General features: G+C 39.1%; 14 protein-coding genes. 6 read left to right on the top strand and 8 right to left on the bottom strand.

Annotation, left to right across the window (positions count from 1 at the left end):
• Positions 1 to 81: 81 nt before the first annotated feature.
• The 5 genes from ACT3ID_RS05970 to dnaB all read left to right on the top strand — a co-directional run bounded on the left by ACT3ID_RS05970 (position 82) and on the right by dnaB (position 6,366).
• A complete protein-coding gene (locus tag ACT3ID_RS05970; protein ID WP_491541084.1) occupies positions 82 to 996 on the top strand; it encodes an alpha/beta fold hydrolase in 915 nt (304 codons plus the stop codon).
• Positions 986 to 1,837, top strand: coding sequence for a class I SAM-dependent methyltransferase (locus ACT3ID_RS05965; RefSeq protein WP_491541083.1), 852 nt, complete (start codon positions 986 to 988; stop codon positions 1,835 to 1,837). Before ACT3ID_RS05970 ends, ACT3ID_RS05965 begins: the two co-directional genes overlap by 11 nt.
• 644 nt (positions 1,838 to 2,481) lie before the next feature.
• Positions 2,482 to 3,816, top strand: coding sequence for a tRNA (N(6)-L-threonylcarbamoyladenosine(37)-C(2))-methylthiotransferase MtaB (mtaB, locus tag ACT3ID_RS05960; RefSeq protein ID WP_491541082.1), 1,335 nt, complete (start codon positions 2,482 to 2,484; stop codon positions 3,814 to 3,816).
• Between the two features lie 12 nt (positions 3,817 to 3,828).
• Positions 3,829 to 4,701, top strand: a complete 873-nt coding sequence (locus ACT3ID_RS05955) for a uracil-DNA glycosylase (protein WP_491541081.1) — start codon at positions 3,829 to 3,831, stop codon at positions 4,699 to 4,701.
• 144 nt (positions 4,702 to 4,845) lie between these two features.
• Positions 4,846 to 6,366 carry a replicative DNA helicase gene (dnaB, locus tag ACT3ID_RS05950; protein WP_491541080.1) on the top strand — a complete coding sequence of 507 codons (1,521 nt, stop codon included), beginning with the start codon at positions 4,846 to 4,848 and terminating at the stop codon, positions 6,364 to 6,366.
• Positions 6,367 to 6,420: 54 nt separating this feature from the next.
• Here the strand turns inward: dnaB and ACT3ID_RS05945 are convergent, their stop codons facing one another.
• Both ACT3ID_RS05945 and ACT3ID_RS05940 read right to left on the bottom strand, forming a co-directional pair.
• Complete coding sequence (locus ACT3ID_RS05945) at positions 6,421 to 7,563, bottom strand: glycosyltransferase family 2 protein (RefSeq protein WP_491541079.1); 1,143 nt, start codon at positions 7,561 to 7,563, stop codon at positions 6,421 to 6,423.
• A gap of 347 nt (positions 7,564 to 7,910) precedes the next feature.
• The gene (locus ACT3ID_RS05940) at positions 7,911 to 9,125 is read right to left on the bottom strand and encodes a GNAT family N-acetyltransferase (RefSeq protein ID WP_491541078.1); all 1,215 of its coding nucleotides are present in this window, start codon (positions 9,123 to 9,125) and stop codon (positions 7,911 to 7,913) included.
• 695 nt (positions 9,126 to 9,820) lie between these two features.
• Here ACT3ID_RS05940 and ACT3ID_RS05935 point away from each other — a divergent pair.
• Positions 9,821 to 10,669 carry a sigma-54-dependent transcriptional regulator gene (locus ACT3ID_RS05935; protein WP_491541077.1) on the top strand — a complete coding sequence of 283 codons (849 nt, stop codon included), beginning with the start codon at positions 9,821 to 9,823 and terminating at the stop codon, positions 10,667 to 10,669.
• 146 nt (positions 10,670 to 10,815) lie between these two features.
• Here the strand turns inward: ACT3ID_RS05935 and ACT3ID_RS05930 are convergent, their stop codons facing one another.
• The 6 genes from ACT3ID_RS05930 to rnc all read right to left on the bottom strand — a co-directional run bounded on the left by ACT3ID_RS05930 (position 10,816) and on the right by rnc (position 16,600).
• Positions 10,816 to 11,850, bottom strand: a complete 1,035-nt coding sequence (locus tag ACT3ID_RS05930; RefSeq protein ID WP_491541076.1) for a sigma-54 interaction domain-containing protein — start codon at positions 11,848 to 11,850, stop codon at positions 10,816 to 10,818.
• A gap of 276 nt (positions 11,851 to 12,126) precedes the next feature.
• Positions 12,127 to 12,765, bottom strand: a complete 639-nt coding sequence (locus ACT3ID_RS05925; protein ID WP_491541075.1) for a response regulator — start codon at positions 12,763 to 12,765, stop codon at positions 12,127 to 12,129.
• An 18-nt stretch (positions 12,766 to 12,783) separates the two neighbouring features.
• A complete protein-coding gene (locus ACT3ID_RS05920; protein ID WP_491541074.1) occupies positions 12,784 to 14,625 on the bottom strand; it encodes a PAS domain-containing protein in 1,842 nt (613 codons plus the stop codon).
• 31 nt (positions 14,626 to 14,656) lie between these two features.
• A complete protein-coding gene (locus ACT3ID_RS05915) occupies positions 14,657 to 15,100 on the bottom strand; it encodes an anti-sigma regulatory factor (protein ID WP_491541073.1) in 444 nt (147 codons plus the stop codon).
• Between the two features lie 242 nt (positions 15,101 to 15,342).
• Positions 15,343 to 15,711, bottom strand: a complete 369-nt coding sequence (locus ACT3ID_RS05910) for an STAS domain-containing protein (protein ID WP_491541072.1) — start codon at positions 15,709 to 15,711, stop codon at positions 15,343 to 15,345.
• Positions 15,712 to 15,853: 142 nt separating this feature from the next.
• A complete protein-coding gene (gene rnc, locus ACT3ID_RS05905; RefSeq protein WP_491541071.1) occupies positions 15,854 to 16,600 on the bottom strand; it encodes a ribonuclease III in 747 nt (248 codons plus the stop codon).

The following is a 16,600-nucleotide window of genomic DNA, read 5'->3' as shown; positions in this document are numbered from 1 at the left end:
ATTTCTCCGATTCGCCTCCCATCCGATTCAATTATGTTGAATACGGATTAACATTTGAGGAAATAAAAGAGGGAAGCAATTATGAAATCTCAAACAGTCAAAGATCAACAGAAAAATCGAGCGGGGGTAAGTGACATTCGTAAACAACTTTTGTCCACTATTCCTGCCACAGAACGACGAATAAACTTGGCCGGTTTGCCTACAGCGGTGCTTGAAGGAGGAAAAGGTCCGCCGGTAATATTACTACACGGACCAGGAGAATCTTCGATTTGGTGGATGCGGGTAATTCCGAAACTTGTATCTACGCACCGGGTTATCGTCCCCGACCTGCCGGGACATGGTGAATCCATAATTAGCAGCGATAAACTTGATGCAGATTTTGTATTCAGATGGCTCAGCGCATTAATTGAACAGACCTGTTCGTCTTCTCCCGCACTGGTGGGAAATATTCTCGGAGGATCTATCGGGGCTCGCTTTGCCATCTATCGAGGAGAACAGATTAGTCATTTGGTACTTGTAAATTCACTTGGGTTGGGGAAGTTCATACCTGCACCCAGTTTCGCATTTGGATTGTTCCGCTTTATGATTTGGCCTAACGAGAAAAACTTCAATCGTTTTTTTCCACATTGCATATACGATGTGGATGCTCTGCAAACTCAGATGGGCGAAAAATGGGATCCGTTCGTGGCGTACAACCTTGAATGTGCCCGTGATAAGGAACGAGGTGACGCAGTGCAGTTCCTGATGAAAACACTCGGTATTCCCAGAATTCCCTCAGAAGATCTCGAAAAAATCACTGTGCCAACAACCTTGATCTGGGGAAGACATGATAAAGCAAACAAACTGCAAATAGCAATTGATGCCAGCGAGCAGTTTGGATGGCCGCTGTACATCATTGAGGAAGCCCGGGATGATCCCAAACTGGAACAACCCGTGGAATTTATAAATGCCTTACACAAAACTTTAAATACACAAGGAGTTAATTATGCCGACTAAAACAGATAAATCTACCAATCAGAAGACGAAAATGTCGCAATCTCCTTATGGAGAAACATTTAGTACAAATACAGCTGAAAATTATGAGCAGTATTTTGTTCCTGCAATAGGCAAACCACTTGCGAAAGAGCTGGTTAAAATAGCAAGTCTCCGTCAGGACGAACGAGTGCTTGACGTCGCCTGCGGTACTGGTATCATAGCTCGGCTTGCTTCCAAGAAATTAGGAGATACCGGTACTGTTACCGGTTTGGACATTAGTCCCGGCATGTTGACTGTAGCTCGGTCTGTCACCCAGTCTGCACCATCGATCGAATGGCACCAAGCCAGTGCAGAAGATATGCCACTAATTGATAAGACTTTTAATGTTGTGTTCTGTCAAGTGAGTCTACAATTCATGGAAGACAAATCCGCTGCACTGCAGGAAATACATCGCGTGTTGACAGATGGTGGGCGCCTGATCCTTAATGTACCCGGTCCGGCCGGTCCTCTATTCAAGGTTTTTGCTAATGCGCTTGAAAAGCATATCAATAAAGAAACCGCCGGATTTGTGAACCAAGTTTTTTCACTGAATGACACTGCCGAAATTCACCAGCTTTTGAATACTGCCGGTTTTCAGGAAATTGATATTGAGACTGAAGATAAACTGTTACATCTGCCAGAACCAAAGGATTTTCTATGGCAGTACATTCACAGTACTCCCATGATTAAAGTTGTATCCAAAGTAAAAAAAGAAACGCTGGACTCGCTTGAAAATGAGATAGTGGAACGTTGGCAGCAATTCAGAACAAATAGCGGTATGGAGTACCGGCAACGTGTTGTGTCCGCAAAGGCTCGCAAATAATGAAGTGTTTCTGAGCTAAGCGTATACTGGTGATATGTGCCGTTGGGGCGTATTGCTATACGCCCCAACTAATCCTCTCTCCAAAAAACCGGAAGCAGAGCTTCTAATCCAAAGGACCACAGCAGGCTACGGTCCAAGATGTTTGTTGCTCGTCCAGGTGATTCGATGATGAATGAAAAGATTGTTTTTTTGCCCTTATTGATGCAAGTTTTTCTGGAGTCGGTTCCGTGTTTTTTTTATCGGAAGTGGAGGTAAAAGAATTGAAGTAATATTAAGTAAAATAGTATTGAGGGTATCATGCTGAACTTGTTTCAGTATCTTTAGCTTTCTATTCATCAAAGCTTTTACCCAGATCCTGAAACTAGTTCAGGGTGACATGGTCCCTTAACTGGTACAAGTTTGTAACTTCTACCAGTTGTGGTGATCTTCATATCCTACGCGGGTCTTATGACAGGAGATATATTCAACTACGCTCCGAAAGCTTTCGGAACTCCGCTCAGTATGACACTGCTTTTATCTCGTTACGCACCTCTGGTGCGTAACGGAAAACTCAATGAACTTATCTCATAGCCAAAGATCGATATTTTAGACCGCATTTGTTATTTTACCACCGCTCATTCGATAACCGATCTATTTTCTGATCCATGAAACAAGTTGCATTTAAAACCCTCGGCTGTAAGCTGAATTATTCTGAAACGATGGCTATACAGCGCGATTTTGAACAAGAGGGATATGACATTACCGATTTCGATGACAAAGCGGATATCTATGTTGTCAACACCTGCTCGGTGACCCAGAGTGCCAACAGCACGTGCCGAAAAGTAGTACGCCGTGCTCTTCGAAGAAATCCGGAGGCTTTTGTTGCAGTAATTGGCTGTTATGCGCAGCTCGAGCCGGAAGAGATAGCTGAAATTGACGGTGTTGATGCAGTATTGGGAGCTAAAAATAAATTCAAGCTGCTCGATCTTTTTGATGATTTTGAAAAACGATCGGAGCCGATCGTCTATAATTCTGATGTGAACGAAGCTGTTGATTTTCACAATGCTTTTTCGGCGGATGACCGCACGCGAGCTTTTCTGAAAGTACAGGACGGCTGTAGCTATAACTGCTCCTTTTGCACCATCCCACTGGCGCGTGGAGAAAGTCGGAGTCCAGAAATAGCTGCGGTAGTTGAAAATGCAAAACTGTTGGTTGAAGAAGGATTTAAAGAAATTGTAGTTACCGGGGTCAATGCTGGTGATTTTGGCCGGGGGACTGATGAAAATTTCTTTATGCTCTTGCAACAGCTTGATAAAGTTGATGGACTTGAACGTATCCGCTTTTCTTCGGTAGAGCCTAACCTGATGCACGATGAGATTATTCATTTTACCGCTGAGTCAAATACTATTCAGCCGCATTTCCACATGCCCCTGCAAAGTGGAAGCGATAAAATGCTGGGCCTCATGCGCCGGCGATATCAATCCGATCTGTATCGGCAGCGAGTGGAATTGATCAGAGATTTAATGCCTGACGCTGCCATTGGTGTAGATGTAATTACGGGACATCCCGGTGAAACAGATGAGCTATTCCAGGAATCCTATGACTTTTTAGACAGCCTGCCAATATCCTATCTTCACGTATTTACCTATTCAGAACGTCCCAATACGCATGCGCTGAATATCGAACCCAATGTACAGGACAGCGTTCGCAAAGAACGAACTCATACAATGAGGAGACTCTCAGAGAAAAAGCGATTCGAGTTTGAAACCTCTTTTAAAGGTGAAGTGAGACCAGTACTTTTTGAAGGTGCAAAAAGAAATGGAGCTATACTTGGCTGGACGGATAATTACATTCGCGTTGGCGTACCTTATAATCCACAGTATGAAAATAAAATATTGCCGGTCCGGCTTGGCACTCGCTCCAAAGATGGATATCTCATTGGTGAACTTACACCAGAAGCCAAAGAAGAACAGCAAGTCATCGCAGAACTGGTTGGATAAAAATTTGACGACATGGCAAACTCTTATGATAATCCGGATGAGCTGATCAATGATATCATCTCATTTCTTGAACGGGAACGGGAGATATTCGGGGACTTTTCTGTTCAGCTATCAGGAAACAATACAGAACCAGAAACAGAAAAGGATCAAGATTCAATTTCTGACTCATCCGCATCCAAAAAATCAACAACAACAGAGCCATCGCTTCAGCAACAAAACTCTCCTTCAGCCACTCCCAAAAAAGATGATACTTTCACTCCTCAGGAGGGATTATTTAATCAGGATGAAAGCAAAAAAATCTACTATCATATAGATAAATGTACTTCACTGGAAGAGTTGGAAGAACTGTGTCAACAAGCTGAAGTATTGCGAACAGATCTTGACGGGACACAACTAGTTTTCGGGGTCGGTAATCCGGATGCGGATTTAGTACTGGTTGGAGAAGCGCCGGGAGCCGAGGAAGATAAACAAGGCGAACCTTTTGTGGGAAAAGCCGGACAACTGCTCAACAAAATTTTAGCCGCAATAGATTTTGACAGAGAAGATGTATACATCGCCAATATCCTCAAACATCGCCCCCCCAACAACCGAAATCCAAAACCTGAAGAGCGTGAACGAAGTCTGCCTTTTTTACTTCGACAGATTGATTTAATCGATCCGAAACTAATTCTTGCGCTTGGTAAAGTTTCAGCTCAAACCCTCCTGGATAAAAAATCTTCGCTCTCTGGTATGAGGGGGCGATTCCACAAGTTCCGAGGCAAATATGAGCTATTAGCAACATACCACCCTGCTGCTCTTTTGCGGCATTCTAAATGGAAGCGTCCCACCTGGGAGGATGTACAAATGCTCAGAAAAAGATATGATGAACTTGGTGGACAGCCATAAATTTTCTTACCTAAAAACTGCGGTTTTTTCTTCATTTCGTCTATAGCATTTATTATACTTTACGAATACGAAAGATGGGATAATCTTAGCTTTCCTATCTCCCATCGAAAACATGCACTGATGAATTTTTTGAGACCATAACGAATGGCGTCACAGCAAGGATCAAATTATAAGAGTAATTCTGATTCAAAGATTTTAGAACAAGAAGGCCGCGTACCGCCCCAGGCTGTAGAAGTAGAAGAAGCTGTACTGGGATCAATGTTGATCGAGCATGAGGCGGCAACGGTTGCCCTCCAGATGCTTTCGGCAAGTGACTTTTACAAACCTGCCCATCAACACATCTTTGAAGTATTGCATGATCTATATGAGAGAGACAATCCACTTGATTTGCTCACTGTTGAGAATGAGCTTCGTGACAAAGGTTTGCTCGATACCTGTGGTGGAGCGGGATATCTTTCCGAGCTGACGCGATCGGTAAGTTCAGCCGCCAATGTGGATTACCATGCGCAGATTATTGCCGAAAAAGCAACCAAGCGAAATCTGATTCTCGGCTGTACCGATATCATCAAAGAAGCTTACGATAGTTCGTCTGATCCATATGATGTGCTGGATAAAGCCGAGCAGCGAATTTTTGATCTTGCCAACTCCAAGCAGCGTTCCCAGGCACAACCTATCGGCGATGTGCTAAAAGATACGCTTTCTTACCTCGAAGATATCCGTGGTAAGTCATCGGGCATTACTGGCGTACCTACCGGTACGGATGTTGATAAAATGACGGCCGGCTGGCAAGACGGTGATCTCGTTATTATTGCAGCACGACCGTCGATGGGTAAAACGGCTTATGTTTTGACAACAGCCCGTAATGCCGCGCTTCATCAAAATGAAAAATTGCGTACTAAAGTTGCCATCTTTAGTCTGGAGATGTCGAATCAATCACTGGTACAGCGGCTGCTTACTATGGAGGGACGTATTAATGCACAGACTGCACGTTCGGGTCGTCTTGAGGATGAAGATTTTAAACGTCTCATCGATGCGGCAGGACGTTTGTTTACGGCAAATATTTTTGTGGATGATACACCCGGTCTGAGCATCATGGAGCTTCGCACGAAAGCACGCCGACTAAAAAGTGAACACGATATCGGGCTTATCGTAGTGGATTATCTTCAGTTGATGACAGCCAGCGGAAATTTTGGGACGCGTGAACAAGAAATAGCTACTATTTCTCGAGGACTTAAAGCCCTGGCAAAAGAACTGGATGTACCTGTTATTGCCCTTTCACAGCTGAGTCGTGCCGTTGAACAACGCGGCGGCGATAAACGGCCACAGCTAAGTGACCTTCGGGAATCGGGATCTATCGAGCAGGATGCTGACGTTGTCTGCTTTCTCTACAGACCAGAATATTATGGCATAAAAACTACGCCTGAGGGGCAATCGACAACCGGCCTTGCAGAAATTATTATTGGCAAGCAACGAAATGGACCTACCGGCAGCGTACCTTTGTATTTTGTGAAAGATTATGCCCGTTTTGAAAATCTAACAACAGCTGATTCTCCCGATCCTTACGATGATGGAGCCAGTGATGCGGATAGTTCAGGATCGGACAGTCCACCGCCGATGGGACACAATCCCGGATCAGATAACGGAGGTGAAGACGCTCCATTCTAGTATTTTTACTACTTTGCCCCATCTTAAATACTAGCAGTTTGGTTGTCCCACAAATCAGATTAAAATTCCTTCTTCATTTCTTTCAACATCAACATTTGTTTTTCCAGGCAGCTCGTGCCCCTTGCTTTGCGATACAACGATAATCCCTATCAGAAGGTATAACAATCCTATGCCGGCAATTCCCAACCAAATCCATAAAAAAGTTGGTGATAACAGGTTGTAGATAACCATCAGTGCATTCATACCACACATTCCTAATACAAAAGAAAAACTTTTGGTAAATGATGGTGTCATTAAATCAACAAAGCTGTCGAAAAAGATTATGGATTGTTTGGAGAAGGTGGAAACAAATAATTTGTAAGCATACTTTTTAATAGCTGAGAACCGCCCTTCTTTCCACCGGCGGCGCTGCCAATCTGTATATTTAATACCGTTTGGCGTCTGTATCCAAATATACGCTTCAGGTGAATAATCTATCTTAATATCTTTCAACTGTAGTATTAACTCATATTCAAGTGAGTCAGTCCACGATCGATCCCATAAATTATATTTTTCAAGCACATCCATCGACAAACATAACCCGTTTCCCCAAAGCCCTACTCCAAGTCCCAGCATTTTCCTGCCCATTGGCTTTACATTGTTACTTAGAAAAAACTCCATCCTGGTTAACTTTTTGCGCCAATTATTTGACTGAGATAAAATCAATCCACTACTCTGGATTATCTTACTACCTTGCGCCAAATAATAGTTCATTACCTCCAGATAATTACCAGAAACCAAACTATCTGAATTGAAAAGAATTACAGCATCATAGTTCTTATTCCATTCTTTTATTTGGTTAAAAGCCCATTCCAAAACAGTATTTTCATTATACTTTGAATGATTAGAACGCTCCAGGACAATTGCCCCCAGATTTCTGGCTATCTTTGCCGGATATGATGAATTATCATCCACTATTAATATCAAATCGTACATGTTTTTGGGATATACTAACCCGGACATACTATAAAGAGATTTAACTACCATATTCTCTTTGTCATAGGCAGGCATAACAATAGCAAATTTTCTTTTGCTATCAGCCTTAAAGTTCTGGATATGTTTTCCAAATAAAGCAAATAAACCCAGCATCATTTGATATCCAAACAGAATACCAAAGATTCCGGCCAGCATATACTGAATAATTTCTACAAAAATCATTAGCGTGATTTATTGAACTTTTCTGGAGCTTTAACAGTAGAAAACCTTGTAGTCACCCTTTTAGTGCTGTAACTCAGCTCTGAATAATCTTTATTTTATTTTTCCGGTTTATCAATACTTGATAAGCAACAAGTGCGCCAAAGTTCGATATGCGATCGAATTCTATTTAGGACGGATTTGACAGACTTAAAAGACATATTGATTTTGTTACATTTATTCTCATAGTCTGTTGTTGCGTGTAAAAAAGTATCCGATTCTGATATGACAAAGTTGTCCAATTTATATCGCACTCTGACAATAAACACCAAATTTGCCAACGCTTTTTCTCTCCCGACGAATTCAAATTTCTACTTTGAAAATTTATACAGATATGCCGCAGCTCTGTTCAAAAAAAGCAGTAAACTTATTTGTTCCTCTTTGAGAGGAATGGTCAGGTTCCAGGTTCTATAACTCTCAGTACTGTAATTGTATTTGGCATTCCCCTGAGATGTTAACTGTGCTATCCCGGAAATGTCACTACTGATTCCATCTTCAATAAGATTAATTAACAACTGGAATTCAGAGCGAGATTTGACAGATCGATCTGCATTTTCTGACACACTAAAGCAATCATACCAATAATCTTTGTATTTCAATGCCAAACGCCAGGCAGATTTTCCTTTTGTATTAATTGTTTTCTTAAACCATAAACGATCACTCTTGTATGCTGACTTAAGAACTTTCTTTAGAAATTTCACAAAGCGTCTGTCATTAAAAAGAAGTTCATCCTGATCTATCTGACTATAATTATGCTTAAGCAGGGTATCAATAGAGTGTTCAATAGTCTCCCAACTTATGGTCATATCTTTTATAGCTCTCTCTGTGGATGAACTATCTTTTGAACTGAAATCATCCGGAACGGGTATATTAACAGCTTCTCTGTGTATTTTTGGTTTTGTTAAATCAAGATACTGATAACTGTTCACCGGATCGAGTGTTACACCTTGTACTTTATTTTCGATCTTTGGATATAGATAATTCAAAATAAAGCTATCACTTGCCGTATTATTAATATTAATAATATCTCCTTCTATTTTATCCGACGATAGAATATCTACCAGCAGTTCTGAAACAATATCGGCGTAAGATTCATCAACAATAAAATCCAGGCAATTGCTTATACCAAGGTCATGCTTGTATCCTATCTGTTCATTTGTACTTCCGCCGCTTCCAATTAACTGCAGACGAGTTTCTAACAACACGTTTCCATAGTAAGAGAATCCTTTATAGAAAGGAGCTAGACCAATCAGTTTAGTGCCATCCCAGATACTGAGGATATAAAGTGAGCGCTGTTGATTTCTGCCAAAATATTGCCACCAGTTGTAGGCCCAATCAAATGACATGCATATTTTGCAACTGGACCTTTTCTCCAGATCTCTCCAGTAACTTGCCAGATCTTCAAAAAGTTTTTCGGTGGTAAATACTTCCACCAGAAGTTCATCTTTATCTGAAAGTTGCTTCCAGTTTAGTGTTGCTCTCTGATCTCCATTCGTTGACTCTCCCCGAAATTTAATTGTTTCCATAACGCCTTATTTGATGTTAATATTTAGCCTATTGCTCTTGATATGAATATTTTTTTACCCTCTCCCCTTCTCTAATTGGCTTTACTTCATGCAATTAGCGATGATCTTATATTTCATTTATAGCTAATTGCGCTATCCATCGCTGTAATATGACAGACTACGTATCTTTAATTTATTTTCTTTAACCAACCGATATAATATTAATACAATAGCTATGCCAAACCCTACTCTTTGCCAATACTAACTTATAAGAGTGAACTACTCTGCTTTACTAAATAAAGAAGACCAACATTTTTTGGATATTGGGAAACGTGCAGAAAAAAGCTGAAACAATTTTACACATAAAAAAATATTGGCTATGTGAAATATGTTCACACTGTTCTGAATGTTCTCTGTAACTGCTTACATCGCATATCTATTCCTTTCGATAATATTATAATAGCCAAAGCTTTAGCCTATAAAAAAAGTTGATTCAAAGGTTGGCACATTTGTTGTAACTCCTACATCAAAAGAAAGTTTAAAATTATAACCGTAATTTGAACTAGAATGAGTTTTAAAAAGCCCGCATTTTTTGCTGATAGATATTTTCCTACTGTTTTAGAATTGAATCGTACTCATTCTTGTCTCAAAATGTTGTTTATCATCTATCGCTATCTATTTAACCATGCTTACAATTTTAGAGCTGAAAAGTTTAATTGACATCAAAAATCGGAATAATGGTTACTTCTAAATCGCAGATCACAAATTTCCCTCTTACAAACCTAGAGCATTCTTCACAAAGTATTCTGATGCAGGATATCTTTTACAAGATTCTTAGTTTAGCAAAAATGGATTCAAATGTAATATTGGTTGGAGAGATAGGTTCAGGGAAAAAGCATTTATCTCAAACTATTCATGCTAACAGTGATCGTGCAGAGGGACCTTTTTATTCGTTTTATTGTGTAGACATCAATGAAAAAGATTATAAAGATGCTTTTTGGGGGCATCTTCAAATTGAGGATAACCACATATCACTAAAATACGAGGCTCTGGAAAAAGCATGTGGAGGAACCCTCTATCTTGATCAGTTTTCAGAACTGTCAGTTGATCAGATGTTAAATCTCATTGATTCGTATATGAAAGGTTGTAAGCAGTTATACCGATATAATACTAACATTAAACCACGACTTATCATCTCTATTAACCAGGAATCATACAGTGAAATTTTGCATGAACCAATTTGGGAAAAACTACTCTCCTACTTGAATCCTATTGTTATAATGCTTCCACCACTCAGAGAAAGAAAAGAAGATATACCAATTTTAATTAATCATTTTCTAAAGGAGATAAAAAAGGATCACGCAGAATATGTAAATTTAAAAATATCGGCCCAGGCCCTTACAAAATGTATTAACTATCATTGGCCTGGTAATATCCGCCAATTGAAAAATGCCATATTACAGGGCGCTATTCTCTCTTACGGAGAAACCATAGAAGCTCATCATCTTCCTTTTTCAATGAGTTGGAAACTGCCGTACGAAATGGATGGAAAAACATCAATGTAGTATCCTCTACTTGCCGTATCAAAAATGATATACTTTCCCTTTCCAGGTATTAATTAATGCCGTACCTCTCCTGCTCTGATATATAACTTAGCCGCCGTCTTTGACAGTTGAGTTAACCCGAACATAATCAACCCTTACAGGATAAATCAGGATTTACTTTTCTCTTTCTCATATTTGTCAAGTTTGTTATGCAATGTTTTACGGCTAAAGCCCAATATCTTAGCTGCTTCAGTTTTATTATTATCTACTGAATTAAGCGTTTTATGGATTACCCGGTGTTCGATCTCCTCCAAACTTGTACCAATAGGTATTTGGATGATATTATCATTTTGAGTTGTTCGGCTGTCAACAGGAAAGACATTTTCGCTACCTTTAATACGTGATGGTACCGAGTCAGGATCAATTGTCCCACCTTCAGACAATACAACACATCGTTCAACAACATTCTTCAGCTCTCGCACATTGCCAGGCCAGTCATACCCCATAAACAGCTCGATACAGTCATCGGTAAATTCAATATTTTCAATATCATATCGTTCCATGAAATAATCTTTGTAATATGACACCAACAGAGGTATATCTTCTTTACGATGACGAAGGGGCGGAACATATAATTCAATAACATTAAGCCGATAAAACAAATCTTCTCTGAAACTACCAGCCTTTACCTGGTCAATTAAGATTTTATTTGTAGCCGAAACGAGTGATATATCCACTTCGATCTCTTCTTTACCTCCTACCCGCCGGAAGGATCCCAGTTCGACAGCTCTCAATAATTTTACCTGCATTGGCTCAGGCATTTCTCCGACCTCATCCAAAAATAATGTTCCTTTATGAGCCATTTCAAAAGCTCCTTCCTTTCTACTATGTGCTCCGGTAAACGATCCTTTTTCATGTCCAAACAATTCGCTTTCTACCAATTCTGAAGGAATAGCACCACAATTGATGTTTACCATCGAATTATTGCTACGGGAACTGTGATAATGCAGAAGCTTAGCGAGCACTTCTTTTCCTGTACCATTTTCACCCATTATCAGTACAGTAGCCTTGGTTTTTGCTACCACCTTTATTTTTGATAGCAGCTCCTCCATTATTGCATTTTGGGTAATGAAGACGGGCTTGTTACTCTCTTCCGATTTATTAGTTTTGTTAATCGAATTATCACTCTTGTTTTTATTCATTAGCTACTCCTCCCTCTGTTTTTATTTCTAAAATTGTTATTGCTGATATGCTCTCATATCAGCGATCTCTATTAAAAGCTCTATAACTATTTAAAAAAAAATTATGAGCTTTGATACTCTCTCCATATTTACGGAAATAACCAAAAGCGTTTAAAAAACTAGCATATATTTTTGTAAACCAAAGTTAATTTTTCTTAATCGATTATAACTTAATTTTTGTTTTAAAAAATTAGCTTTAGAATCTCCTGATGCCGCTTTTTTATCATGGTTAGGTCCTTAATCAATTAAGTTATTTTCAAGAGCATAACGAGTAAATTCAACATTTGATTTGAGCCCCATTTTTTCCTTTATCCGAGATCGGTAAGTATGTACAGTTTGAACATTCAGGGAAAGCTCCTCGGCAATTTCATTAACTTCTTTACCCGAAGCTATCATGCACATTACTTGAAACTCCCGATCCGAAAGAGATTCATGTAGAGGTTTATCACCACTCATATCTACCCGGCTGGCCAACTGCTCGGCCACATCCTGGCTGATATATTTTTTTTGTTGAATCACAATTCTTCGGATAGCTGTGATTAGCTTATCAGAAATACTTCTCTTATTTAAGTACCCATGTGCCCCTGCTTTCAATGAACGAACGGCAAAACGATCTTCCGGATGAATGCTAAGCATAAGCACTGGCAGATCCGGGTAAAAATCTTTCACCTCTTTTAATACATCTAAGCCACTTTTACCTGGCATAGCAATGTCAAGAATGAGAAGATCCGGATCAGCATCCTCCAGCTTCTCCATTAGTTCATTCCCTTCAGAAGCTTCTCCAATAACTTCGAGATCTATTGTACCTTGATCAGCAATTTTCTTCAACCCTTCCCGAACCAACGGGTGGTCATCAGCTATAAAAATTTTAATCATTTATTTCCACCTTAGTATTTATTCACGATTATCGATTAATGGGATTTTAACTGTTATTTGAGTTCCTTGCTCCTTTTCTGAATCAATATATATATCTCCTCCTAAAAATCGTGCTCGTTCCCTCATTCCGATCAACCCGAAAGAAGACCGGGCATTTATCTCTTTTTGCGTAATGCCAATTCCATCATCTTTTATGATCAATAACAGGTTGCCGCTATCTTTTTTGAAATCTACTTTTACTTTTGTAGCCTCAGCATGACGCACAATATTATTCATTGCCTCCTGAAATATTCGGAACAAAGTTGTTTTCTGTTCGTCACTTATATCAGTTGTATTATCCAAAGACGAATCAAACTCCACAAATAAACCAACTCGGTCTGCTAATTCTTTAGCTTGCCATTCAATAGCTTCGGTTATTTCCAAGTCATCTAAAACTTCGGGGCGTAATTTCGTAGTGATAGTATGTACAGACTCGATAATAGTATTAACACGATTCATCATCTGATGCATCTCCTTGTCGACGAAATCATTCAACTCTTCAGATACTCTTCTTTTAACAGCTTCATTGCACAACGACATATCTATCTTTAACACAGTCAACATCTGCCCCAGTTCATCATGAATTTCACGTGCTATTCTCGTACGTTCTTCTTCACGTGTCCTCTCAATTCGTTCCGATAACTCACGAAGTTTCTCACTGTATACTTCTAATTGTTTTTCTCTTTCCTTTTGTTCGGTAATATCCTGAATTGTACCGATCATCTTTAGAGACTCATCATTTCCTGATATTGTGCGTCCCCTACATGAAACGTGTCGCTGCTCCCCATCTCCTCTAATAATTCTATGTTCCAATGCAAAAGATTCCTTGTTTTCATAAGCTTGTTTTATTTCTTCTTCTACCCGATTTTTATCCTCGGGATGGATATGAGAAGCATAGGTGTCGTAATCCAGATCAAAGTTTTCTTTTTCTAATTCAAAAATTCGGTATACCTCATCAGACCAAATAAGTTGTGAGCCATTAACATCCCACTCCCAACTTCCCACCTTGGCAATTTCTTGCGCTTCTGTTAACTTTATTCGCTGCTCGTTAAGTTTTCGAACACGTTGATGTCTGCTGGTTACATCCCGTGAATTAACAATTACAGAAGAACCCTCGGGAGTATCAGGAACATGCTTGGCAAGACTTTCCAGGTAAATCCAGTTTCCATCTTTATGTTGAAATCGAAATTCAACCGATACTAACTTTCCCGACTCATCTATAGCATCATAAAAGGCCTTCTTCACCTCTGTTAAATCTTTAGGATGAACAAATTCAAAAATATTATTACCCACTAATTCCCTTTGGTTATAACCTAAAATGCGATATACCGAAGGTGTATCGTAGCATACATTTCCTTCCTCATCAAGAACAGTAATAATATCGTGAGAATTTTCTATAAGTGATTGGAAATATTCTTTACTTTCTTCTAACTCCTCTTGTACCTGCTTTCGCTGATCGATTTCCCTTTTTAGTCTGTTATTTTTCTCATTCAGCTGATTAACCAATCTACGAAAACCCCTGACCTTCACATCATATGCTATCATCCACTCTATCAGATAAGTCGAAGCAAGTTCGATAATAGATTCCAGGTTGAGATCAGCACTTTCTCTAATTGCAATAGCCAATGCTTCATGATGAAGACTAATCAGGTCAAGCCCATTTATCCCCTCTTTTAACGCCGACTGACTTTGTTCAAAAGCCTCAGAGAGCCATACCTCATTTTGAGTGCTTAAATATTGTTTAAGCCCCTCCACGTAAGTAGATTTAACTTCATCAATTTCCACTTCCATTCCCTCTTTACTTTCTCTTATTGAGTACAAAAACTTATCTTCAATCAGGAATAAGCCTCAATTACTCCTCCTCTTCTATATACTTGCACATTTCTACAGTCGTTCCTTTTCCAACAGTCGACTGGATCTCAAATTCATCCATTATTTCTCTTGTACCAGACAATCCGATACCCAGTCCTTCCTTGCTTGAAAAACCTTCTTTCAAAGCTTCCTGAACATTATCAATCCCCGGTCCGGAATCTTCTACAATTATAACTATACATACTTTATCATTTTCTCTCTTTTCGACCTTTACCCGACCACTACCAGCATATTGCAGGACATTTCTACAAATTTCTGAAATAGCTGTTGCAATTATTGTCTGATCAATCGGTTTGTAGCCCGAATTCTTAGCCAGTTCTCGTCCAAATTTTCGAATCTTAATCAGATCATTTTCTGATTCCAGAGAAAAGTTTTTTTCTGATAATATTCTGCTACTTTTTTCACTGCTATTTTGAATATCCATAAATGATATGCCGCAACTGGCATTTTTCTACTCTCTCTATTCATATTTCTCTCGGCTGCAGCCGTGAAAAACTCTCTTTAGCAAATCTATCAGTGTTGTAAAAGATTAACTACTTACAATCACCATTAATTTATTACTGTTTGAATTCGAACACAACCTATTTTTTCCAAAAAACCGAATATTGCAAAAAATTAATGGAGTAGGTCAGACAATCGTTGGAAAATGATCGAATAGTTGATTTTTTATCGGGAAATAGCTTCTGTAATGTTCTTACTTTTTTCAATTAGTTCATTGTTTAAATGTAATCCTTGTTTCTCCATGACTTCAGTAATATGATCCTTTACACCAACTAAAATCAAAGGCCGTTCCATACAAGCGGTTGAATATGCAAGATCTTGAAGTATCTTAGTTGTAAAAGAATCTATTACCATCAATTCACTCAAATTGAGAATTACACCTGTAGCAGAATTCTCTGAAACTTTTTGGAGTACAAGGTTTTGTAATTCGGTAAACTCGGAATCTGTAAGCGCTTCTTTTAACTTTAGTATTAGGTAACCTTCTTTTTTTGAGATATCAATTTTTGATAGTAGGCGGGTATGTAGGATCTGCATTTGTCTATAAATAAATAGAACTTATTGTGAAAATACCTTATAGATTATAATAAACGTATTTCCCCTTTTTTATAATTAATTCTATGCATTAATTGTAAGAATTTTTATTACAAGAAAAGCTTCGTTGTCAGCTGACCCAAAACTAACTTTCTAAAATCTCCAAAGCTTTTTTGGCAGCTCTTTGTTCAGCTTCTTTCTTACTCTTCCCTTTTCCTTTAGCCATCGGTTTGCCATCCACGTATACCTCCACTCCAAATGTTTTGTCATGGCCAGGCCCCTCTTCTGATATAACTGTATAGGTAGGTATTTGCATACGATTGGCTTGTGCAAATTCCAATAACAAGCTTTTATAGTTATCCAGCATACCGATAATTTTATCGAAATCAACATGCTCTTCAATAACCCGGCGAACAAACTTTGAAGTCGATTTATATCCGATATCTACATATAAAGCACCTACAAGAGCCTCAAACACATCCGACAAAACGCTCTTGGAATGTTCGATTCCTTGTCCTTTTACACGTTCGCCCAACAGCATCAGGTCATACAGCTCTAATTTACGAGCATACATAGCCAGAGTATCTCCCTTAACGAGTTTTGCGCGTAATTTTGTCAGAAATCCTTCATTCTTATTTGGGAAAAGATCAAAGATAATTTCAGTTACGATGAGATCCAGAACAGCATCTCCCAAAAATTCAAGACGCTCATACGAATCAGTGCTGGTGAAGTTATCATCCACCAGTGTAGAACGATGTCGCAATGCTCTGATATAAATAAAGGGATTATCAATAGAAGTATCGATAATCCCTTCTAATTCTTTTATACGCTCTTCTTGCTCAGGTGGTAACTCTCTGTCAGATTTAAAATATGACCTGAGTTGATCAAACAT

Source organism: Fodinibius sp. GM108 (genome assembly GCF_058386985.1).
Note: the sequence above shows the minus strand (reverse complement) of the source record. Positions and strands in the feature narration are given on the sequence as shown.